This is a genomic window from Streptomyces sp. RLA131 (assembly GCF_056270125.1).
This window is the reverse complement of the sequence record NZ_JBWDOQ010000002.1, coordinates 4,967,381-4,988,374: the sequence shown is the minus strand read 5'-3', so window position 1 is coordinate 4,988,374 and position 20,994 is coordinate 4,967,381. Positions and strand designations below refer to the sequence as shown.

At 72.9% G+C, this 20,994-nt stretch carries 24 protein-coding genes; 9 read left to right on the top strand and 15 right to left on the bottom strand.

The window, feature by feature from the left end; all coding sequences use genetic code 11:
* Positions 1-21: 21 nt before the first annotated feature.
* The 3 genes from guaB to RWE79_RS23735 all read right to left on the bottom strand — a co-directional run bounded on the left by guaB (position 22) and on the right by RWE79_RS23735 (position 3,251).
* Positions 22-1,524 carry an IMP dehydrogenase gene (gene guaB / locus RWE79_RS23745; RefSeq protein WP_475942068.1) on the bottom strand — a complete coding sequence of 501 codons (1,503 nt, stop codon included), beginning with the start codon at positions 1,522-1,524 and terminating at the stop codon, positions 22-24.
* Between the two features lie 97 nt (positions 1,525-1,621).
* On the bottom strand, positions 1,622-2,260 hold the full coding sequence (locus tag RWE79_RS23740; protein ID WP_475942067.1) for a sigma-70 family RNA polymerase sigma factor: 639 nt from the start codon (positions 2,258-2,260) through the stop codon (positions 1,622-1,624).
* Between the two features lie 379 nt (positions 2,261-2,639).
* Positions 2,640-3,251: a response regulator transcription factor gene (locus tag RWE79_RS23735; protein WP_003948568.1), complete on the bottom strand. Its 612-nt coding sequence runs from the start codon at positions 3,249-3,251 to the stop codon at positions 2,640-2,642.
* 445 nt (positions 3,252-3,696) lie between these two features.
* Between RWE79_RS23735 and RWE79_RS23730 the strand changes: the two genes are divergently transcribed.
* The 5 genes from RWE79_RS23730 to RWE79_RS23710 all read left to right on the top strand — a co-directional run bounded on the left by RWE79_RS23730 (position 3,697) and on the right by RWE79_RS23710 (position 7,972).
* A complete protein-coding gene (locus tag RWE79_RS23730) occupies positions 3,697-4,002 on the top strand; it encodes a WhiB family transcriptional regulator (RefSeq protein WP_475942066.1) in 306 nt (101 codons plus the stop codon).
* 142 nt (positions 4,003-4,144) lie between these two features.
* Positions 4,145-5,245, top strand: a complete 1,101-nt coding sequence (locus tag RWE79_RS23725) for an aminotransferase class V-fold PLP-dependent enzyme (protein WP_475946052.1) — start codon at positions 4,145-4,147, stop codon at positions 5,243-5,245.
* 258 nt (positions 5,246-5,503) lie between these two features.
* Complete coding sequence (locus RWE79_RS23720; RefSeq protein ID WP_475942065.1) at positions 5,504-6,154, top strand: MOSC domain-containing protein; 651 nt, start codon at positions 5,504-5,506, stop codon at positions 6,152-6,154.
* A 240-nt stretch (positions 6,155-6,394) separates the two neighbouring features.
* Entirely contained in the window at positions 6,395-7,180 is a 786-nt protein-coding gene (locus tag RWE79_RS23715; RefSeq protein WP_475942064.1) for an SDR family NAD(P)-dependent oxidoreductase, read from the top strand.
* Between the two features lie 87 nt (positions 7,181-7,267).
* A complete protein-coding gene (locus RWE79_RS23710; RefSeq protein WP_475942063.1) occupies positions 7,268-7,972 on the top strand; it encodes an ester cyclase in 705 nt (234 codons plus the stop codon).
* Between the two features lie 66 nt (positions 7,973-8,038).
* On the opposite strand, the gene groL is transcribed toward RWE79_RS23710, so the two are convergent.
* Positions 8,039-9,667: a chaperonin GroEL gene (gene groL / locus RWE79_RS23705; protein ID WP_475942062.1), complete on the bottom strand. Its 1,629-nt coding sequence runs from the start codon at positions 9,665-9,667 to the stop codon at positions 8,039-8,041.
* Positions 9,668-9,790: 123 nt separating this feature from the next.
* Complete coding sequence (groES, locus tag RWE79_RS23700; RefSeq protein ID WP_127358538.1) at positions 9,791-10,099, bottom strand: co-chaperone GroES; 309 nt, start codon at positions 10,097-10,099, stop codon at positions 9,791-9,793.
* Between the two features lie 260 nt (positions 10,100-10,359).
* Here groES and RWE79_RS23695 point away from each other — a divergent pair, with 260 nt between their 5' ends.
* Positions 10,360-10,968 (top strand): Uma2 family endonuclease, encoded by a 609-nt coding sequence (locus RWE79_RS23695; protein ID WP_475942061.1) that lies wholly within the window; start codon positions 10,360-10,362, stop codon positions 10,966-10,968.
* Positions 10,969-10,972: 4 nt separating this feature from the next.
* On the top strand, positions 10,973-12,157 hold the full coding sequence (locus RWE79_RS23690) for a class I SAM-dependent methyltransferase (protein WP_475942060.1): 1,185 nt from the start codon (positions 10,973-10,975) through the stop codon (positions 12,155-12,157).
* On the opposite strand, the gene RWE79_RS23685 is transcribed toward RWE79_RS23690, so the two are convergent.
* The 5 genes from RWE79_RS23685 to tsaB all read right to left on the bottom strand — a co-directional run bounded on the left by RWE79_RS23685 (position 12,135) and on the right by tsaB (position 14,803).
* Complete coding sequence (locus RWE79_RS23685) at positions 12,135-12,272, bottom strand: SCO1431 family membrane protein (RefSeq protein WP_475942059.1); 138 nt, start codon at positions 12,270-12,272, stop codon at positions 12,135-12,137. The genes RWE79_RS23690 and RWE79_RS23685 overlap by 23 nt on opposite strands.
* 63 nt (positions 12,273-12,335) lie before the next feature.
* On the bottom strand, positions 12,336-12,593 hold the full coding sequence (locus RWE79_RS23680; protein WP_475942058.1) for a hypothetical protein: 258 nt from the start codon (positions 12,591-12,593) through the stop codon (positions 12,336-12,338).
* Entirely contained in the window at positions 12,590-13,669 is a 1,080-nt protein-coding gene (gene tsaD / locus RWE79_RS23675) for a tRNA (adenosine(37)-N6)-threonylcarbamoyltransferase complex transferase subunit TsaD (protein WP_475942057.1), read from the bottom strand. The genes RWE79_RS23680 and tsaD overlap by 4 nt, the downstream gene beginning before the upstream one ends.
* A complete protein-coding gene (rimI, locus tag RWE79_RS23670) occupies positions 13,662-14,147 on the bottom strand; it encodes a ribosomal protein S18-alanine N-acetyltransferase (RefSeq protein WP_475942056.1) in 486 nt (161 codons plus the stop codon). The genes tsaD and rimI overlap by 8 nt, the downstream gene beginning before the upstream one ends.
* The gene (gene tsaB / locus RWE79_RS23665) at positions 14,144-14,803 is read right to left on the bottom strand and encodes a tRNA (adenosine(37)-N6)-threonylcarbamoyltransferase complex dimerization subunit type 1 TsaB (RefSeq protein WP_475942055.1); all 660 of its coding nucleotides are present in this window, start codon (positions 14,801-14,803) and stop codon (positions 14,144-14,146) included. Before tsaB ends, rimI begins: the two co-directional genes overlap by 4 nt.
* An 85-nt stretch (positions 14,804-14,888) precedes the next feature.
* On the opposite strand from tsaB, the gene RWE79_RS23660 reads away from it, so the two are divergent.
* Positions 14,889-15,455 carry a hypothetical protein gene (locus RWE79_RS23660; protein ID WP_475942054.1) on the top strand — a complete coding sequence of 189 codons (567 nt, stop codon included), beginning with the start codon at positions 14,889-14,891 and terminating at the stop codon, positions 15,453-15,455.
* Positions 15,456-15,477: 22 nt separating this feature from the next.
* On the opposite strand, the gene RWE79_RS23655 is transcribed toward RWE79_RS23660, so the two are convergent.
* From RWE79_RS23655 to alr, 4 genes are all read right to left on the bottom strand, one after another.
* Positions 15,478-15,642 (bottom strand): hypothetical protein, encoded by a 165-nt coding sequence (locus tag RWE79_RS23655; RefSeq protein WP_475942053.1) that lies wholly within the window; start codon positions 15,640-15,642, stop codon positions 15,478-15,480.
* A gap of 244 nt (positions 15,643-15,886) precedes the next feature.
* Positions 15,887-16,396: a tRNA (adenosine(37)-N6)-threonylcarbamoyltransferase complex ATPase subunit type 1 TsaE gene (tsaE, locus tag RWE79_RS23650; protein WP_475942052.1), complete on the bottom strand. Its 510-nt coding sequence runs from the start codon at positions 16,394-16,396 to the stop codon at positions 15,887-15,889.
* An 11-nt stretch (positions 16,397-16,407) separates the two neighbouring features.
* A complete protein-coding gene (locus RWE79_RS23645; RefSeq protein WP_475942051.1) occupies positions 16,408-17,637 on the bottom strand; it encodes an alpha/beta fold hydrolase in 1,230 nt (409 codons plus the stop codon).
* Between the two features lie 133 nt (positions 17,638-17,770).
* On the bottom strand, positions 17,771-18,913 hold the full coding sequence (alr, locus tag RWE79_RS23640) for an alanine racemase (protein ID WP_475942050.1): 1,143 nt from the start codon (positions 18,911-18,913) through the stop codon (positions 17,771-17,773).
* A gap of 49 nt (positions 18,914-18,962) precedes the next feature.
* Here alr and RWE79_RS23635 point away from each other — a divergent pair, with 49 nt between their 5' ends.
* Entirely contained in the window at positions 18,963-20,453 is a 1,491-nt protein-coding gene (locus RWE79_RS23635) for an NAD(P)H-hydrate dehydratase (protein ID WP_475942049.1), read from the top strand.
* A 171-nt stretch (positions 20,454-20,624) separates the two neighbouring features.
* Here RWE79_RS23635 and RWE79_RS23630 read toward each other — a convergent pair whose 3' ends face one another.
* The gene (locus RWE79_RS23630; protein WP_475942048.1) at positions 20,625-20,993 is read right to left on the bottom strand and encodes a holo-ACP synthase; all 369 of its coding nucleotides are present in this window, start codon (positions 20,991-20,993) and stop codon (positions 20,625-20,627) included.
* Position 20,994: the final 1 nt, after the last annotated feature.

The window sequence follows — 20,994 nt, the reverse complement described above, 5'->3', positions numbered from 1 at the left end:
CCGCGGGCTGTGCCGTGCGGGTCAGCGGGCCTGGTAGTTGGGGGCCTCGACGGTCATCTGGATGTCGTGCGGGTGTGACTCCTTGAGCCCGGCCGCGGTGATCCGCACGAAGCGGCCCTTCGACTCCATCTCGTCGATGGTGGCGGCGCCCACATACCCCATGGTCTGCCGCAGGCCGCCGACCAGCTGGTGCAGCACCGTGCCGAGCGGGCCCCGGTAGGGGACCTGGCCCTCGATACCCTCGGGGACGAGCTTGTCGTCGGAGGAGACCTCGGCCTGGAAGTAGCGGTCCTTGGAGAAGGACGTGCTCTGGCCGCGGGACTGCATCGCGCCGAGCGAACCCATGCCGCGGTACGACTTGAACTGCTTGCCGTTGATGAACATCAGCTCGCCCGGCGACTCCTCGCAGCCCGCGAGCAGGCTGCCGAGCATGACCGTGCTGGCGCCCGCCGCCAGCGCCTTGCCGATGTCGCCGGAGTACTGCAGACCGCCGTCGCCGATGATCGGCACACCGGCGGCCTGGGCGGCCAGCGCGGCCTCGTAGATCGCGGTGACCTGGGGGGCGCCCACGCCCGCCACGACCCGGGTCGTACAGATGGAGCCGGGGCCCACCCCGACCTTGACGCCGTCGACACCGGCGTCGATGAGCGCCTGGGCGCCGTCCCGGGTGGCGACGTTGCCGCCGATGACATCCACCGACACACTGGACTTGATCTTGGAGATCCAGCTCAGCACATTGCTGTTGTGACCGTGCGAGGTGTCGACGATGATGAAGTCGACCCCGGCCCCGACCAGTGCCTGGGCCCGCTCCAGCGCCTCGGGGCTGGCACCCACGGCCGCACCCACCAGCAGGCGGCCCTCGGCGTCCTTGGCGGCGTGGGGGTACTTCTCGGCCTTGGTGAAGTCCTTGACCGTGATCAGACCCTTGAGGCGGCCCTGCTCGTCGACCAGCGGCAGCTTCTCGATCTTGTGCTTGCGCAGCAGCCCCATCGCCTCGACGCCGGAGATGCCGACCTTCCCGGTCACCAGCGGCATCGGGGTCATGACCTCGCGGACCTGACGCGAGTGGTCGGTCTCGAACGCCATGTCGCGGTTGGTGACGATGCCGAGCAGCTTGCCGGAGGCGTCCGTGACCGGGACACCGCTGATCCGGAACTTCGCGCAGAGCGCGTCCGCGTCGGCCAGCGTGGCGTCGGGGTGGACCGTGATCGGGTCGGTGACCATGCCGGACTCGGAGCGCTTGACCAGGTCCACCTGGTTGACCTGGTCCTCGACGGACAGATTGCGGTGCAGGACGCCCACGCCGCCCTGACGGGCCATGGCGATCGCCATCCGGGCCTCGGTGACCTTGTCCATGGCGGCGGACAGCAGCGGGATGTTGACCCGGACGTTGCGGGAGACCCTGGACGAGGTGTCGACCTGGTTCGGCAGCACATCGGACGCGCCCGGCAGAAGCAGCACGTCGTCGTAGGTGAGTCCGAGCAGCCCGAATTTCTCGGCTACTCCGTCGGCGTTCAGCGTCATGACACCTTCTCCATGGTCTTGCCCGGCGAGATGTCCCATGGTACTGGGCCCGGCGGGACACGCCGGTCGGGCGAATCCACCGGCGGGCGTCAGGCGCTCAGGCGCTCAGGCCCTTGGGCCCGTCCACATCCAGCGGCGCGGTTGCCTGTGTGGTCTCCTCGGCCAGCGCCCGCAGCCTGCTGAGCGCGCGGTGCTGCGCCACCCGTACGGCCCCGGGCGACATGCCGAGTTTCTGGCCGGTCTCCTCGGCGCTCAGCCCGACCGCCACCCGCAGCAGGACCAGCTCGCGCTGGTGCTCGGGGAGGTTGGCGAGGAGTTGCTTGGCCCATTCGGCGTCACTGCTGAGCAGCGCCCGTTCCTCGGGGCCGAGGGAGTCGTCGGGCTGCTCGGGCATCTCGTCGGACGGGACGGCCGTGCTGCCGGGGCCGCGCATCGCGGCCCGCTGGAGATCGGCGACCTTGTGGGCGGCGATCCCGAAGACGAACGCCTCGAAGGGCCGGCCCTGGTCCCGGTACCGGGGCAGCGCGCACAGCACCGCGAGGCAGACCTCCTGTGCGAGGTCGTCCACGAAATGGCGCGCGTCGCCGGGAAGCCGGGACAGCCGGGTGCGGCAGTACCGCTCGGCCAGCGGGTGCACATGGACCAGCAGATCGTGCGTCGCCTGCTCGTCGCCCTCGACGGCGCGACGGACGAGGGCGCCAATGCCAGATTCGTTTCCGATCGCCTCGTCGCGCATCCGTCCATAGTGCCTCGCCGCCGGACGATCCGTCGCATCGCGCCCCGACTTCTGCCCCGAAGCGTTATGAGAGATCGCGCCGGTTGCCGTCATGTCATGCACCCGCTCACGCAAAACCCGAACCTCCCACCCGCCACCCGGCCACCGCCCTTAGGGGAAGGCGCTGTACGCCGCTCCGCTTGTCTGTCCCCGATGAGTCCCATACCTCAAGCATGCGTCCTCGCTCCGGAAACCGGTACGAGCGGAGCGACCCCACAGCCGGCGCACAGCCATGACCGGCCGGGCCGGCCAGTGCGGTGGCCGCAGTCGCTCACCGGGTCCGTCCGGCCTTCGCCCGCGCGACCCGGTGAAACCAACGCGGTCACCGCCCCGGGCCGGCCTAGCGGACGAGGCCCCAGCGGAAGCCGAGGGCGACGGCGTGTGCCCGGTCCGACGCGCCGAGTTTCTTGAACAGTCGCCGGGCGTGCGTCTTGACCGTGTCCTCGGAGAGGAACAGCTCACGGCCGATCTCCGCGTTGGAGCGGCCGTGACTCATGCCCTCCAGCACCTGGATCTCGCGGGCGGTCAGCGTGGGCGCCGCGCCCATCTCGGCCGAGCGCAGCCGGCGCGGGGCGAGCCGCCAGGTCGGGTCGGCAAGGGCCTGGGTGACCGTGGCCCGCAGTTCGGCGCGCGAGGCGTCCTTGTGCAGATAGCCCCGGGCACCGGCGGCCACCGCGAGGGCGACCCCGTCCAGGTCCTCGGCGACAGTGAGCATGATGATGCGGGCGCCGGGGTCCGCGGACAGCAGCCGGCGCACCGTCTCCACGCCGCCGAGGCCCGGCATCCGGACGTCCATGAGAATGAGGTCCGAGCGGTCGGCGCCCCAGCGGCGGAGGACTTCCTCGCCGTTGGCCGCGGTCGTTACACGCTCGACGCCGGGCACGGTCGCCACCGCGCGGCGCAGGGCCTCTCGGGCAAGCGGGGAGTCGTCGCAGACGAGGACGGAAGTCATGACCGTCCTCCGCAGCTGATCCGCGTCACGTTGAGCCTCCAGGCTGTACGAAATCGTCACCGGTGGGGCTGACGGCCTCGGGCGCCTGCCCGAATAGTTCCAGCGCCAACCACTTCCGCACGTTCAACGACCCTCACTCGAAAGAGTTACGGAGTTTGGCGGAGGTCTCGCACGCCCTGTGTGGCCGCCCGGACACGGAGCAGCGACATCGCAGGTCACAGGGGTGCGACAGGGAACAAAAGCGCACACTTCGCGCATCCACTTGCAGGACACCGCCCCCGCCGACCGGGGTGCAATGTCAGTTTTTGCCTGTTTGGAGGCTTTTTACCCGCATGGCGGGAGTTTGCTGGCGTTCTTGTGATGAATCATATTTACATCTACTTCGATGGTAGATGTACGGTCGAGGGCACCGTCCCCTGAAGCCCACCTCTTGAGGAGATGAGCAATGGCAGACTTCTCCCGCCTCCCGGGCCCAAACGCCGACCTCTGGGACTGGCAGCTGGTCGCCGCCTGTCGTGGCGTCGACAGTTCCCTGTTCTTCCACCCCGAGGGCGAGCGCGGCGCAGCCCGGAGCGCGCGTGAAGCAGCGGCGAAGGAGGTGTGCATGCGCTGCCCCGTACGCGCCGAGTGCGCGACGCATGCACTGGCTGTCCGCGAGCCCTACGGAGTGTGGGGCGGACTGACCGAGGACGAGCGCGAGGAGATGATGGGCCGGTCGCGCAACCGTGTCATGAGCGTTCACACCAACTGAGGAAACGTTTCGCCTGAGACGGGCGGCGGGGCCGGGACGTACCCGTGCCTCGTCGGCCGCCGCAGCGCGGTCGCGGCCGCGGGGCGACCCGCGACCTGGACGCGGCGGCGCGCCGGGTCCAGGCTCGTGAGCCATGGAACCCATGGGGAGCCCCGAGACGTCCGAGCCCTCGTCCGAGCCCTTCGACCTCACGGTGCGCGCGGAGTACGTACCGCGCACGGCCGTCTACCTGAACACGGCCTCGGCCGGGATCGGCCCGCGCAGCGCCGCCGACGCCCTGCGGGCCGCCACCGGCGCCTGGGCCGACGGAACGGCCACCTTCGCCGACAGCGAGGCCGCCGTCGCGCGGGCGCGCGCCACGTACGCCCGGCTCACCGGGGTCACCGCCGACCGGGTGGCCGTCGGGGCCACCGTCACCACGCATGTCGGGATGATCGCGGCCGCGCTGCCGGCCGGGGCCGAGGTGGTGGTCGCCGAGGGTGACTTCAGCTCGGTGGTCAACCCCTTCGCCAGCCGGCCCGACATCACCCTGCGCACCGTGCCCCTGGACGGCGTCGCGGACGCCGTCCGGCCGGGCACCGGCCTGGTCGCCGTCAGCAGCGTCCAGTCCGCCGACGGGCGGGTCGCCGACCTGGCCTCGGTGCGCGAGGCCGCCCGGCGGCACGGTTCCCGGGTGCTGGTAGACGCCACCCAGTCCGTCGGCTGGCTCCCGCTGGACGCGGACGGCTACGACTACCTGGTCTGCGGCGCCTACAAGTGGCTGCTCTGCCCGCGCGGCGTCTCCTTCCTGACGGTCCGCGAGGGCGCCGAGGACGGGGTCTCCCCGCACTTCGCCGGCTGGTTCGCGGCGGAGGACCCGTGGGGCGAGTGCTACGGCCCCGTACGGGAGCTCGCCCGGTCCGCCCGCCGCTTCGACGTCGCCCCGCCGTTCCTGCCGTACATCGCCGGGGCGGAGTCGCTGGCGCTGGTCGAACGGCTCGGCGTGACCGCCGTCCACGACCACGACCTGGCACTCGCCGAGCGCTTCCGGGCCGGCGTCGCCGACCTGGGCCACAAAGCGGTCCCCCCGGGCGCCGCCCCCTCCGCCGTCGTCTCGGTACCCGGCCTGGCCGAGGCGGTGCCGGCCCTGGGTGCCGCCGGCATCCAGGTCGCCGCGAGGGCCGGACACCTGCGCGCGTCGTTCCACCTCTACAACACCGGCGCCGACGTCGACCGCCTGCTCGGCGCACTCGCGGGCCGGTAACCGGTGACCGGCAGCGCGGTGGGTACGGTCCGGGACCTCCGGGGTGGGGTCCTGGACCGACATATTTACGTGCGTGACGGGTCGGTGCGTGAGTGACCCGGCATCCCGCACACAAATACGCGGAGCGTCCAGAACCCCGCCCTCCCCCAGCCTTCGGCCGGGGGTGCCCCCACCGACCCCGGCCCCCCCGTCTCGTACGCGGCGACCCCGCCGTAAAACCTGATGCACCGGACGCGGGGGGCCCGTAGCGTCGCCGGTATGCAGCTGCTCTCCGTGAACGTCGGCCGCCCCGGGCCCAACCCGTGGAAGACCGGTCCCGAGCTGACCGCCATCGACAAGCGGCCGGTCGAAGGCCCGGTGGCGGTGAGCGCGCCGGGGCCGAAGGGCGACGGGGCTGTGGGCCTGGCCGGAGACCGGGCCTACGACATCGCCCATCACGGCGGGACCGACCAGGCGGTCTACGCCTACGCCCGCGAGGATCTGGACGCCTGGCAGACGGAGCTCGAACGGCCACTGCCCAACGGCATGTTCGGCGAGAACCTGACGACGGCGGGGCTCGCTGTCAACGACGCCCTCATCGGGGAACGCTGGCGCATCGGCGCCGACGTGGTGCTGGAAGTCTCCTGCTCCCGCATCCCCTGCGGCACGTTCCAGGGCTGGCTGGACCGCACCGGATGGATCAAGCGCTTCACGCAGGCCGCCGTCCCGGGCGCCTATCTGCGGGTGATCGCCCCGGGTGAGATCCGGGCCGGGGACCCGATCGAGATCGTCCACCGTCCGGACCACGCCGTGACGGTCGCCCTGCAGTTCCGGGCCGTGACGAGGGAACCGGAGCTGCTGCCCCGTCTGCTGGACGCCGACGCGCTGCCGGAGGAGATCACGGCACTCGCCCGGAAGCGACTGAGCTGACCCCGGCCCCTCCCGGCCGCTCGACGCCGACGAAAGGGGAGGGCCGGGGTCGTTGGGGGCACCCCCGGCCGAAGGCTGGGGGAGGGCGGGGTTCTGGACGCTCCGCGTATTTGTGTGCGGGATGCCGGGCAACTCGACGCACCGACCCGTCACGCACGTAAATATGTCGGTCCAGGACCCCACCCCGGAGGCCCCGGACCGTACCCACCGCGCCACCGGTCCGGCGTTAGCCTGCACCGTATGACGACTTCACTGATCACAGGGGCCACCGCCGGCATCGGCGCCGCCTTCGCCCGGCGCCTCGCGCACGACGGGCACGCGCTGGTCCTGGTCGCACGCGACGAACAGCGGCTGGAGGAGCACGCGGCGGAGCTGCGGCAGCGGTACGGCGTGCCGGTGGAGGTGCTGCCGGCGGATCTGGCCGCGGACAAGGGGATCGAGGCGGTCGAGAACCGGCTGCTGGACCGGGACCGGCCGGTGACGCTGCTGGTGAACAACGCGGGGTTCGGCAACCGCGGGTCGTTCGGGGACGCGCCGATGGCGGACGAGCTGCGGATGGTCAAGGTGCACATCGAGGCCGTGCTGCGGCTGACGGGCGCCGCGACCGGTGTGATGCGGGAGCGCGGGCGCGGCTTCGTGATCAATGTGGCGTCGGTGGCGGCCTTCCTGCCGCGCGGGACGTACGGGGCGAGCAAGGCGTGGGTGGTGAGCTTCACCCAGGGCGTGGACCGGGAGCTGGCGGGCACCGGCGTGCGGCTGCTCGCGCTGTGCCCGGGGTTCGTCCGTACGGAGTTCCACGAGCGGGCCGGGATGGACGCGACGAGCATCCCGCAGTGGGCGTGGCTGGACGCCGACAAGGTGGTGGCCGCGGCCGTCCGTGATCTGGCGCGGGGCAGGTCGGTGAGCGTGCCGGACGCCCGGTACAAGGCGGTGGCGGTGGCGGCCCGGCTGGCGCCGGGCGGAGCGCTGGGGCGGTTCTCCACCCGGGCGGGGCGGAAGTTCGGGCCGTCGTATCCGCTGGACTGACCCGAACCCGGGGCGATTCGGTCATTCGGGCCTAAAATGAGCAAGGGACCGGGGGCCGGGATCGGGCATGGACTCTTGGGAGGCACCATGACATTCGTCCAGATCATCGACTGCAGGACCAGCAGATACGACGACATGAACCGGCTCATGGACTCGTGGGCCGAGGCGACGCAGGGCAGGCGGACGGCGACCCACACGATGATCGGCAAGGACCGGTCGGCGGACGACCACTACGTCGAGATCGTGGAGTTCCCCTCCTACGAGGAGGCGATGCGCAACTCCCGGCTCCCGGAGACCGACCGGATCTTCCAGGAGATGGTGGCGCTCTGCGACGAGATGCCGACGTTCACGGACCTGGATGTCGTCCGTGACGAGCAGCTCAACAAGGACTCCGTGCGCCGGCTGCTGGAAGACCTCGTCGGCACGGACCACACGGCGGCCTTCAACGAGGTGGTCGCGGCCGGTTACGTCGACCACGACATCGCCGACGAGCGGGAGACCCCGGGCGCCGACGCCTTCCGGGAGAAGACCCTGGGATACCGCAGGGCGTTCCCGGACTTCAGGTTCACCATCGAGGACCAGGTGGCCGAGGGCGATCAGGTGTCGACGCGCTGGAGCTGGCGCGGCACCAACACCGGGGAGATGCGGGGCATGCCGCCGACCGGCAGGACGGTCGAGATGACCGGTACCACGACCTTCCGGTTCGAGGACGGAAGGATCATGGAGGGCTGGTGGCACTGGGACTTCCTGGGCATGCTGCGCCGTCTCGGCGTGGTCGAAATGCCGTCGTAGGACAGGCCGAAGGCCCCCGCTCCGGCTGGAGCGGGGGCCTTCGTACGCGGGTCGGGCAGGCCCGGGTCAGTGCGAGTGGCCGTGACCGTGGCCGTGACCGGCCTCGGCGGGCTCCTCTTCCTTCTTCTCCACCACGAGGGTCTCGGTGGTGAGGAGGAGGGACGCGATGGACGCGGCGTTCTCCAGGGCGGAGCGGGTGACCTTGACCGGGTCGATGACGCCGGCCTTGATCAGGTCGCCGTACTCGCCGGTGGCGGCGTTGAAGCCCTGGCCCTTTTCGAGCTCGGCGACCTTGGAAGTGATGACGTAGCCCTCCAGGCCGGCGTTCTCGGCGATCCAGCGCAGCGGCTCGACGGCGGCGCGGCGGACGACCGCGACACCGGTGGCCTCGTCGCCGGTCTTGCCGAGGTTGTCCTCCAGCACCTTGACGGCGTGGACGAGCGCGGAGCCACCACCGGAGACGATGCCCTCCTCGACCGCGGCGCGGGTCGCGGAGATGGCGTCCTCCAGACGGTGCTTCTTCTCCTTGAGCTCGACCTCGGTGGCCGCGCCGACACGGATGACGCAGACGCCGCCGGCGAGCTTGGCGAGGCGCTCCTGGAGCTTCTCGCGGTCCCAGTCGGAGTCGGTGTTGGTGATCTCGGCCTTGATCTGGGCGACGCGGCCCTCGATCTCGGACTTGTCGCCGGCGCCGTCGACGATGACCGTGTCGTCCTTGGTGACGGTCACGCGGCGGGCGGTGCCGAGCAGGTCCAGACCGGCCTGGTCGAGCTTGAGGCCGACCTCCTCGGCGATGACGGTCGCACCGGTGAGGGTGGCGATGTCGCCGAGCATGGCCTTGCGGCGGTCACCGAAGCCGGGGGCCTTGACCGCGACCGCGTTGAAGGTGCCGCGGATCTTGTTGACGACCAGGGTCGACAGGGCCTCGCCCTCGACGTCCTCGGCGATGATCAGCAGCGGCTTGGAGGCGCCCGCCTGGATGATCTTCTCCAGCAGCGGCAGCAGCTCCTGGATCGAGCTGATCTTGCCCTGGGTGACGAGGATGTACGGGTCGTCCAGGATGGCCTCGAGGCGCTCCTGGTCGGTCACGAAGTACGGCGACAGGTAGCCCTTGTCGAAGGCCATGCCCTCGGTGAAGTCCAGCTCCAGCCCGAAGGTGTTGGACTCCTCGACGGTGATGACACCGTCCTTGCCGACCTTGTCGATCGCCTCGGCGATCAGCTCGCCGACCTGCTTGTCCTGGGCGGACAGCGCGGCGACGGCGGCTACGTCTTCCTTGCCCTCGATCGGGCGGGCGGTGGCGAGCAGTTCGTCCGAGACGGCCTTGACCGCCGCGTCGATGCCCTTCTTGAGCGAGGCCGGGGAGGCGCCGGCGGCCACGTTGCGCAGACCCTCGCGGACCAGGGCCTGGGCGAGGACGGTGGCGGTGGTGGTGCCGTCACCCGCGATGTCGTTGGTCTTGGTCGCCACCTCCTTCACCAGCTGCGCACCGAGGTTCTCGTACGGGTCGTCGAGCTCCACCTCGCGGGCGATGGTCACGCCGTCGTTGGTGATGGTCGGGGCGCCGAACTTCTTGTCGATGACGACATTGCGGCCCTTGGGGCCGATGGTCACCTTCACGGTGTCGGCGAGCTTGTTCACGCCGCGCTCAAGGGCGCGACGGGCGTCCTCGTCGAACTTCAGGGTCTTGGCCATACCGGCGGAATACCTCGTCTTCAGTCTTCGTCAAAGACCACACCCCGGGCCCCCGGTCGGTATGACGCGGTGGGACCGGGGCGTGGTCACTGCTGTTCCGGTGGCTCGGAAGCCGGGCCGGAATTACTTCTCGACGATCGCGAGGACGTCGCGAGCCGAGAGGACGAGGTACTCCTCGCCGTTGTACTTGACCTCGGTGCCGCCGTACTTGCTGTACAGCACGACGTCGCCGACGGCGACGTCGAGCGGCAGGCGCTTGCCGTCCTCGAACCGGCCCGGACCCACGGCAAGGACGGTGCCCTCCTGGGGCTTCTCCTTGGCGGTGTCCGGGATGACCAGGCCGGAGGCCGTGGTCTGCTCGGCGTCGAGCGGCTGGACCACAATGCGGTCCTCAAGCGGCTTGATGGCAACCTTGGTGCTGGCGGTCGTCACGATCCGACCTCCCCCTTCAAAGGGCTAACGGGAGTGTCTGTATGGGTGGCGACCTGGTAGGCCCGTCGTCGCGGGTGCCGGACCTGCCCGTCGCTGTGTAATTGGCACTCGGCAGTGCTGAGTGCCAGATCTGAGACTAGGACGGAGTTAGCACTCGGTCAAGCGGAGTGCCAATGCCGCGCCGGGCGCGGCGTTGACCCGGGCCTTCCCCGGTAGCCTGGAGGCGTCACATTTCGTCGCGTTCGCGAGGAGTGCCGCAGGTGACCGCCGAGCCCCTTCCCGACTGGTTCTACCCGCCGCCGGGCGGCTGGACGGTCGACGATCTGGACCGTCTGCCTCCTGACGCGCCCCGGTTCGAGCTGATCGACGGAGCGCTCATCATGATGTCGCCGCAGACCGACTTTCACAGTGTTGTGATGCGGCGGCTGGCCAACGCCATGGAGGACGCGATCCCCGACGAGTCGGACAACCTGCGCGTGGTGACCGAGATGACGGTCAGGCTGGGCCGGCGACAGGGGCCCGAGCCTGACATTCTGCTCGTCGACGCCCCTCTCGATGACAAGCGCACGAACTACCTGCCCGGGGAAGTCGTCCTCGCCATCGAGATCGTCTCGGACGAGTCCGAGGAACGCGACCGCGAGACCAAGCCGACCAAGTACGCCGAAGCGGGTATCCGGCACTTCTGGCGGGTGGAGAACGAGGACGGCAGCCCGGTCGTCCATGTCTACGAGCTCGACGAGGCGACCGCCCGCAGGCCGGCCGTGTACGTCCCCACCGGCATCCACCGGGGCAAGCTCGACGTACCCGTGCCGTTCCCCATGGGCGTCGACCTCACCACGCTGTACCGGAAGCGGCCTCCGCGACAATAGGCACGTGGATCTTGACGCGTTCTCCGCCCTCCTGACCGCCGAGGGGCAGGCCCTGCTCGCCTCCCTCCGGGACTACGACCCCGGCACGGAGCTGGCGACGGCCACCCGGCTGCGCCGCACGCACCCGGCGGGGCTGGTGTCGGCGGCCCTGGGGATGGCCCGGCTGCGGCAGCGGGCGGCGGCCAAGTTCGGCGAGGACGCGTACCGGATGTACTTCACGCCCGACGGCGTGGAGCAGGCGACCCGAACCACCGTCGCCGAGTACCGCGCCGGGCGGTTCACCGCGCTGGGTGTACGGCGGCTGGCCGACCTGTGCTGCGGGATCGGCGGTGACGCGATCGCGCTGGCCCGGGCCGGCATCGAGGTGCTGGCCGTCGACCGGTCGCCGCTGACCTGCGCGGTCGCCCGGGCCAACGCGGAGGCCCTGGGGCTGGCCGGGCTGATCGAGGTGCGCTGCGCCGATGTCACGGAGGTCGCCACACAGGCGTACGACGCGGTCTTCGTCGACCCGGCCCGCCGGGGCGGCCGGGGGCGGATCTTCGACCCTGAGGCGTACTCGCCGCCGCTGTCCTGGGCGGTGGAGGCGGCGCGCAAGGCTCCGTACGCGGCGCTGAAGATCGCGCCCGGGGTGCCGCACGAGGCCGTCGCGGACGAGGCCGAGGCGGAGTGGATCTCCGACCACGGCGACGTGAAGGAGGCGGTGCTGTGGTTCGGCACCGCACCGGGGGCCCGGCGGGCGACGCTGCTGCCGGGCACCGCCTCGCTGCTGGGCCGGGGCCTGCCGGACCCGGCGGTGCGGGAGGTGGGGCGGTGGCTGTACGAGCCGGACGGCGCCGTGATCCGGGCGCACCTCGTGGCGGAGGTGGCGCAGGCCGTGGGCGGCGGGCTGATCGACTCGACGATCGCCTATGTGACGGCGGACGAGCTGCGGCCGGTGCCGTACGCGAGCGCGTACGAGATCACCGATGTGCTGCCGTTCGGCCTCAAGCGGCTCAAGGCGCTGGTGCGGGAGCGCGGGATCGGGGTGCTCACCGTCAAGAAGCGCGGCTCGGCCGTGGAGCCCGAGGAGCTGCGCCGCCGGGTGAGGCCGCAGGGACCGGCCTCCGCGACGGTCTTCCTGACCCGGGTCGCGGGCGCCCCGAGCATGCTGCTGGGGCGGCCGGCGGCTACATCAGGCCCAGGCCGGTGACGAGCATCGCGAGGAGCACGGTCAGCGTCCAGCCGAGCACATGCTCCAGCAGCTTGACGCCGTCGTCACCCGAGGGGCCACCGGTACGCGCGCGGGGCGCCGTCATTTCTGTCATGCGGCGAGCCTAAACACCCATAGCGCCCTTTATGGCCGAAAGTGACCGACCTCATGTGCCGCCTCAGGCCGCCCCGAGCGACTCGAAACGCCAGCGGTGCGGCGGCCGGGCCACCAACTCCGGCGCCGGGGTGGGCAGTTCCGGCAGCTCGGCGTCGTACGGCGCCTCCCACCAGGTGATGACCAGCACACGGTCCCCGGGGGCGGCGAAGGTCTCCCTGCGCAGCGGCGTTCGCGGGAACGCCTGCGCACGCGCCCAGGCCAGGAGTTCGGGGCCGCGGCCGTCGGCGGCGCGGGCCTCCCACATGAGGGCGACGGTCATCGGTGGGCGGGTGCCGGGGCCGGGACGGACGCCGGGGCGGGGACGGAGATCTCGGTGACCTGGAGCGAGGAGTCGGCCGAGAGGTCGAAGGCGGAGGCGGGCCGGCCACGGGCGACCATCTCCGCGCCGAGGGCGGCGACCATCGCGCCGTTGTCGGTGCAGAGTCCGGGCCGGGGCACCCGCAGCACGATGCCGGCGGCGTCGCAGCGTTCCTGGGCCATGGCGCGCAGCCGGGTGTTGGCGGCGACGCCCCCGCCGATCATGAGGTGGTCGACGCCGTTGTCCCGGCAGGCGCGGACGGCCTTGCGGGTGAGGACGTCGACCACGGCCTCCTGGAACGAGGCCGCGACGTCGGCGACGGGCACGTCCTGGCCGTCACGGCGGCGGCCCTCGACCCAGCGGGCGACGGCGGTCTTGAGGCCGGAGAAGGAGAAGTCGTAGGCCGGGTCGCGGGAGCCGGTCAGGCCGCGCGGGAAGCGGATCGCGGCCGGGTCGCCGTCGCGCGCGTAGCGGTCGACGACCGGGCCGCCGGGGAAGCCCAGCCCCAGCACCCGGGCGACCTTGTCGAAGGCCTCGCCCGCCGCGTCGTCGATGGTCGAACCGAGGGGGCGTACGTCACTGGTGATGTCCGGGGCGAGGAGCAGCGAGGAGTGGCCGCCGGAGACCAGCAGGGCCATCGTCGGCTCCGGCAGCGGCCCGTGTTCGAGCTGGTCGACGCAGATGTGCGAGGCGAGGTGGTTGACGCCGTAGAGCGGCTTGCCGAGCGCGTAGGCGTACGCCTTGGCGGCCGAGACGCCGACCAGCAGCGCTCCGGCGAGCCCGGGGCCGGCCGTGACCGCGATGCCGTCGAGGTCGGCGGCGGTGACCCCGGCGGTCTTCAGGGCGCGCCGGATGGTGGGGACCATCGCCTCCAGGTGGGCGCGGCTGGCGACCTCGGGGACGACGCCGCCGAAGCGGGCGTGCTCGTCGACGCTGGAGGCGATGGCGTCGGCGAGGAGGGTGTGGCCGCGGACGATGCCGACGCCGGTCTCGTCGCAGGAGGTCTCGATGCCGAGGACGAGGGGCTCGTCAGCCATGGGTGTCGTTTCCTTTCGGGCTCTGCGCACGGCGCATGACGAGGGCGTCGACGTTGCCGGGCTGGTAGTAGCCCTTGCGGAAGCCGATCGGCTCGAAGCCGAAGCGCTCGTAGAGCCGTTGGGCGCGGGAGTTGTCGACGCGTACTTCGAGCAGCACCTCGTGGCACTCGAAGGCGGAGGCCTGGTGCAGCAGTTCGGCCAGCAGGCGGCCGCCGAGGCCGGTGCCCCACTGGTCGCGGGCGGCCGCGATGGTCTGGACGTCGCCGGTGCCGGCGACGGCGGCGAGCCCGGCGTAGCCGACGAGGCGGGAGTCCTGTTCGGCCACGATGTAGTGCCGGGTCGCGGACGGGTGCCGGGCGTCGGCCAGTTCGGACCAGAACATGCCGCGCGACCAGGCGTCCTCGGGGAAGAGGGTGTGCTCCAGCTCCATCACCGGGTCGAGGTCCCACCAGCGCATCTCGCGCAGTACGGCGGTCACTTGGGCAGGACCGCCTTGTACCCGGCGGGCACCTGGGCGTCCGGGCGGCGCAGGTACAGCGGAAGCGCGGGGAGGAACTCCTCGCCCGCCTCCAGCCTGACGGCGGCGAGCGCGGCCAGCGCGCCGGCGGACTGGTGGACGGGGAAGCCCGGCCGCAGGCCCGTGAAGACCTCCGGGTAGAGCTCGGCGCCGTGGCCCACCGCGGGGAGCCCCGCCACCTGTCCGGCGATGTCGGCGGGGCGGTCGACGGCTGGGCCGGTGGCGCGGCCGAGGTGGTGGTCGTAGCGCGCCCAGTAGACCTCCTTGCGGCGGGCGTCGGTCGCGACGACGAACGGTTCGTCGAGACCGGCGGCGTACGCGAGGCCGTCCAGCGTGCAGACGCCGTGCACCGGGACGCCGAGCACGTCGCCGAGGGCGGCGGCGGTCACCAGTCCGACCCGCAGCCCCGTGTAGGGGCCGGGGCCGACGCCGACCACAATGCCGGTGACGGCGTCGAGCTTGGTACCGGCTTCGCGCAACACCCGGTCGACGGCGGGCATCAGCAGTTCTCCGTGACGCCGGGCGTCGACCTGGGTGGACTCGGCGAGCACGTGCCGCCCGTCGTGGAGCGCGGCGGTGACGGCGGGCGTGGCGGTGTCGAAGGCGAGGAGCAGCACGGTGCCAAGCCTACGGCTCGCACCGGCTGCTAACGTCGGCACCGTTACCGCATGACAGCATGCGAGGAGCGGAGGAGCGCGCACCGTGGCAAGGATCGGTTCGGGGATCATCGTGGCCGGTCTCACCGCGGGAGCCCTCGCCGGGGTCTGTGTCCTCGCCGTTCAGGCCTCCGGGACCGCCCCCGACGTCACCGCGGGGGCGCCCGCCGCCTCGGCGTCGCCCGGCGCCTCGGCCTCGGCCTCCTCCTCGCCCTCGCGTCCCAAGGCCGCACATCCGCTTCCCGGCGGCTCCGGCGGCGGCCTGCGGGTGGTCTACTCGCTGGCCGGCGACCGGGTCTGGCTGGTCGGCGACAACGGCAAGGTGGCACGGACGTACACCGTGGTGCCCGGCACGGTCGACCCCGCCAAGGGGACGTACACCGTGACCTCGCGTACCAAGGCCGGAACGGGGGGCGACGGGGTGGCCATCGAGCACGTCGTGCGCTTCGCGACCTCCGGCGGTGTGATCATCGGCTTCAGCGCGGCCGAGGACGGCTCGCTGCCCTCGCCCGACCCCTCCCAGCAGACCGGCGGCATCCGGGAACGGCGGTCGGACGGCTCCGCGTTGTGGGAGCTGGCGACCGTCGGCACCAAGGTCGTCGTGGTCGGCTGATTCCACCGAAGGAGTGAACGCGCTACGCCGCGTCGCTCTCCTCCTCGCCGTCCGCCGGGGGCTCCGCGCGGGTGGGCGGTGTGCAGATCGCGCTGGCGGCCGGGGCCGCCGCGAGCAGATCACGCACCGAATAGCAGCCGGGCGCCGGGTGGGCGCCGACCGCGTCCGTGGTGCCTTGGGCCGACATGCGTGCCTCCTGGGGCAGACGTGGTTAGGTAGCCCTAACCAACTCTCTGGCTCCAGAAGAACACGGGAGGGCCGCACCGCGCAACATCTTCCCGACAGTCTGTCGGAACAACGCCCGGACCAGGTCCCGGACCAGGTCCAGGCCCAAGTCCGGGCTCGGGGTCCCAACGCCGATCCGGGCTCCAAGCCCCGGCCCAGGACCGGCCCAGGACCGGTTCCGGCCCCGGCCCCGGCCCCGGCCCCGGTCAGCGTGCCAGCGCCACCGACAGGTCGCTGCCCGCCCAGCGCGGCCCCACGCCGGTGACCGTCACCTGGCGCACGTCGTGGTCGTCGGCGCCCGGCTCGACCTCGCCGACCGCGCGGTGGATGAGGACCTGCAGCCGCGCCTCCGCCAGCTCCTCGACCTTGCCCTCGCCCCACTCCACGACGACCACCGACTCCGGCAGCGACACATCGAGGTCGAGGTCCTCCATCTCGTCGAGGCCGCCGCCCAGCCGGTAGGCGTCCACATGCACCAGCGCCGGACCGGCGCCCAGCGACGGATGCACCCGGGCGATCACGAACGTCGGTGAGGTGACCGCGCCCCGGACCCCGAGCCCCTCCCCCAGCCCGCGTGTCAGGGTCGTCTTGCCGGCTCCGAGCTCGCCGCTGAGCAGGACCAGGTCACCCGGTGCCAGCAGGCCGGCGAGCCGGCGGCCGAGGTCCTTCATCTGCTCGGGGGTCGTGACAGTGATGCGTGCCGCAGCGTCTTCCATGTGCCCGAATGCTACGCGCCGAGCACGCTGTCCCCGGCGTTCCGGTCCGTCGCGGCGAGCTCCCGAAGGGCCTGCGGGAGCGGCGCGCGGGCCACGTCGGCCGCCTCCGCGAGCAGCGCGGCCAGCCACCCGTTGACGAGCTCGGGGTACTCCAGCATGACCAGGTGCCCGGCGCCGGGGACCACCACCAGCTCGGTGTCCGGCAGCCGTTCCGCGATGGCGCGGCTGTGCTCGCTCGGGGTCAGCAGATCCTTGTCGCCGGCCAGCACCAGCCCCGGGAGGCCGTCCAGCACGTCCAGCGCCTCATCCTTCTCGTGCTCGGTGAAGGCCGGATAGAACTCCGCCACCACGTCGATGGGCGTCGACTCGATCATCCGCTCCGCGAACCGCACCACCGCCGGATCCACGTCGTCGGACCCGAACGAGTACCGCTTGACGATCCCCGCGAAGAGGTCGGCGGTCGCCCGCCGGCCCCGCTCCACCAGGTCCACCTGCGTGCCCAGCAACTTCAGCACACCCGGTGCCAGCGCGCGCAGCGCCCGCGCCCCGGCCGCCGGCAGGCCGAGGGTGACCGAGGCCAGCTTCCCGGAGGACGTACCGACGAACGCGACCCCGGCCACCCGCTCGTGGATCAGCTCGGGGAACTGCTCGGCCAGCGCCATGATCGTCATCCCGCCCATCGAGTGCCCGACGAGCACCAGCGGCCCCTCCGGGGCGGCGGCGTCGATGACCCGCTTCAGGTCGCGGCCCAGCTGGTCGATGGTGCCCGGCGCGCCGCCGGCCTGGTCCCGGCCGCGCTCGGAGCGGCCGTGGCTGCGCTGGTCCCAGTAGACGGCCCGGACGATGCCGCGCAGCGCGGCCCGCTGGAAGTGCCAGGCGTCCTGGTTGAGGCAGTAGCCGTGGCTGAAGACCAGCGTCAGCGGCGGCGCCGACCCGCCCGCCCCGCCGCGCCGGAACAGCCCGCTCCAGCGCCGTACGGGGGCCGCGGCCACGTCCGCCGGCGAGGCGTCGGCCTCCTCGGTCTCGTAGTACAGCTCGGTGCCGTCCTCGGCCGCCACCCGGCCCGGCGTCCCCCGCAGACTGCCGTACGGGCCCGTGGAGTCCAGGGCCAGCCGGGCCTTGCGGCGGATGCCCCGCCCCACCGTCGCCCGCTCCAGGGCGACACCGGCCGCGGCGCCCGCCGCGACCACGCCGATGGCGGCGCCCACGAAGCCGGCCCTGGACCACCGGCCCCCCGCCACGGCCTCCACCACCTCCTGAAGGCCCTGTATCCCCTGTATCCCCTGTATCCCCTGTATCCCCTTGGTTCCCTGCGTCACAGGGGTGGTGCCACTGTCGTTCATGTCGCTGTCGCTGCTCCCCTTCGGCTACGCGCTACTTACCCACGTAGACGCGCGGCACCCGGGTCCCGATCCGAGTGACGATCTCGTACGCGATGGTGCCCGCCGCCCGCGCCCAGTCCTCGGCGGTCGGCTCCCCCTGGTCACCCGGACCGAACAGTAGTGCCTCGTCCCCCGCCCGGGCGGCGTCCCCGCCCAGGTCGACCACGAACTGGTCCATGGCCACCCGCCCGGCCACCGTGCGCCACTTGCCGGCCACCAGCACCGGGCCGGTGTTCGAGGCGTGGCGCGGGACGCCGTCCGCGTAGCCGGCCGGGACCAGGGCGAGGGTCGTCTCGCCGGGGGTGACGTAGTGGTGCCCGTACGACACGCCGTGACCGCCGGGGGCGGTCTTGACCAGCGCGAGACGCGCGCCCAGGGTCATCACCGGCCGCAGCCCGAAGTCGGCGGGGCCGCCCAGCTGCGGGACCGGGGAGATGCCGTACACCGCGACACCGGTACGGACCATGTCGTAGTGCGACTCGGGAAGGGTGAGCGTCGCCGGGGAGTTGGCGATGTGCCGCACCCGCGGACGCAGGCCCGCCGCCCGCGCGGTGGCCAGGCTCTGCTCGTACGCGCCGAGCTGGGCGGCGACGGAGGGGTGGCCGGGCTCGTCGGCGCAGGCGAAGTGCGACCAGACGCCGGTCACCCGGATCAGGCCGTCGCGCTCGGCGGTGCGGGCGGCCGCGGTGAGTTCCGGCCAGTCGGCGGGCTGGGCGCCGCCCCGGCCCAGGCCGGTGTCCGCCTTCAGGTGCACCTGGGCGGTACGGCCGGCCTCACGGGCGGCCCGCGTCACCTCGCGCAGGGCCCACAGCGCGCTGACGGACACGTCGATGTCCGCCTCGATCGCGGCCCGCCACGGCCCGCCGGGCGTCCACAGCCAGCACAGCACGGGCGCGTCGATACCGGCCGCCCGCAGGGCCAGCGCCTCCTCCGGGGTCGCCGTGCCCAGCCAGGACGCGCCGCCCTCCAGCGCCGCGCGGGCGCACGGCACGGCACCGTGGCCGTACGCGTCCGCCTTCACCACGGCCATCAGCGCCGAGCCGCGGGCGCGGGCGCGCAGCGCCGCCACGTTGGCCCGCAGCGCCGTCAGATCGATCTGCGCCCAGGCGCGCAAGCCTTCACTTTCACGTTCCATCGCGCCAAGTGTCCCTTATCCGCATGTCCGCGCGATTGAATGGGGCACCATGAGGCACGCGTACAGCGTAGAGACGGTACGGAGCGCCGAACGGGCGCTCATGGCTCGCCTGCCCGAGGGCACCCTGATGCAGCGCGCCGCCGCAGGGCTCGCGGCGGCCTGCGCGGCGGCCTTGGGCGGTGTGTACGGCGCCCGGGTGGTCGTCCTGGCCGGCAGCGGCGACAACGGCGGTGACGCCCTCCACGCCGCCGCCCGGCTCGCCCGGCGCGGCGCCGCCGTCACGGCCGTCCTGCTCACCCCGGAACGGGCCCACCCCGGCGGACTGGCCGCGCTCCGGGCCGCCGGGGGCCGCACGGCCGCCCCGGAGCGGGCCGCGGCGCTCCTCGCGCGGGCGGATCTGGTGCTGGACGGCATCGTGGGCATCGGCGGCAAGGGCGGGCTGCGCCCGGAGGCGGCGCCACTGGCGGAGGCGGCCCGCGCCTCGGGCGCGGTCGTGGTGGCGGTCGACCTGCCCAGCGGGGTCGACGCCGACACCGGCGAGGTGCACGGCGCGGCGGTCCGGGCGGACCTGACGGTGACCTTCGGCGCCTACAAGCCGGGGCTGCTCGTCGACCCGGCCGCCGGGTACGCCGGCGCCCTGCGGCTCATCGACATCGGCCTCGGCGCGACGGTCCCGCGGGTCGCCGGGTTCGAGGCCCTGCAGCACGCCGACGTCGCCGCGCTGCTGCCCCGCCCCACCGGGGAGAGCGACAAGTACCGGCGGGGCGTCGTCGGTGTCGTCGCCGGTTCGGAGCGGTACCCGGGCGCCGCCGTGCTGGCCGTCGCGGGCGCCCTGCGGGGCGGCGCGGGCGCCGTACGGTACGTCGGGCCCGGCGCGGAGGCGGTGCTCGCCCGCTTCCCCGAGACGCTGGTGTCGGCCGGGCCGCCCGGGAAGGCCGGCCGCGTCCAGGCCTGGGTGGTCGGCCCCGGCCTCGGCGACGGGACCCAGGCCCACCGGGCCGTCCAGGACGTCCTGGCCTCCGACGTCCCCGTCCTGGTCGACGCGGACGGCCTGCGGCTGCTCGACCGCGACACCGTACGGTCCCGGTCCGCCGCGACCCTGCTCACCCCGCACGCCGGGGAGGCCGCCGCGCTGCTCGGCGTCCCCCGGGAGGAGGTCGAGGGCGCCCGGCTGGCCTCCGTACGGGCCCTGGCCGAGCGGTACGGGGCCACCGCCCTGCTCAAGGGCTCCACCACGCTGGTCGCCGCCCCCGGCGCCGGGCGCCCGGTCCGCGTCAACCCCAGCGGTACGCCCTGGCTCGCCACCGCGGGCAGCGGCGACATCCTCTCCGGCCTCACCGGCTCCCTGCTCGCCTCCGGCCTGGACGCCCTGGACGCCGCGTCCGTCGGCGCCTACCTCCACGGGCTGGCCGCCCGCATCGCCTCCGGCCCGCCGGGCGCGCCGGTAGCCGCGCTGGACGTGGCCCTGGCACTGCCGGACGCGTGGCGCGACGTGCGGCGCGACACGCGGGGCGACACGCGGGGCGACACGCGGGCCTGACCGCCCTCGCCCCCGCGTCGGGGGCAGGGCGTCCCGCCTGAGGCCGGGGGTGGGGGCACCTCCCGGCGTCCGGTGCTGTGACCGGGTTGGTTCACCGGGTCCGTCCGGCGGATCCTGGTGGAGTCCGGGGCGGGGAGTCCGGGGCGCGGGGAGTCCGGGGCGCGGCCCGGGTCAGGCCTCCGCGACGACCACCGCCGAGGCGACGCCCGCGTCATGGCTCAGGGACACGTGCCAGGTCCGTACGCCGAGCGCGGCGGCCCGCGCCGCCACCGTTCCCCGCACCAGCAGCCGCGGCTGCCCGGAGTCCTCGGTGACGATCTCCGCGTCCGTCCACAGCAGCCCGGCGGGGGCGCCCAGCGCCTTCGCCAGGGCCTCCTTGGCCGCGAAGCGGGCGGCCAGCGAGGCCACACCTCGCCGCGCGCCGCCCGGCAGGTACAGCTCGCCCGTCACGAACAGCCGGTCCGCCATGCCGGGCGTACGCTCCAGCGCCGCGGCGAAGCGGCTGATCTCCGCGACATCGATTCCGACTCCGATGATCACT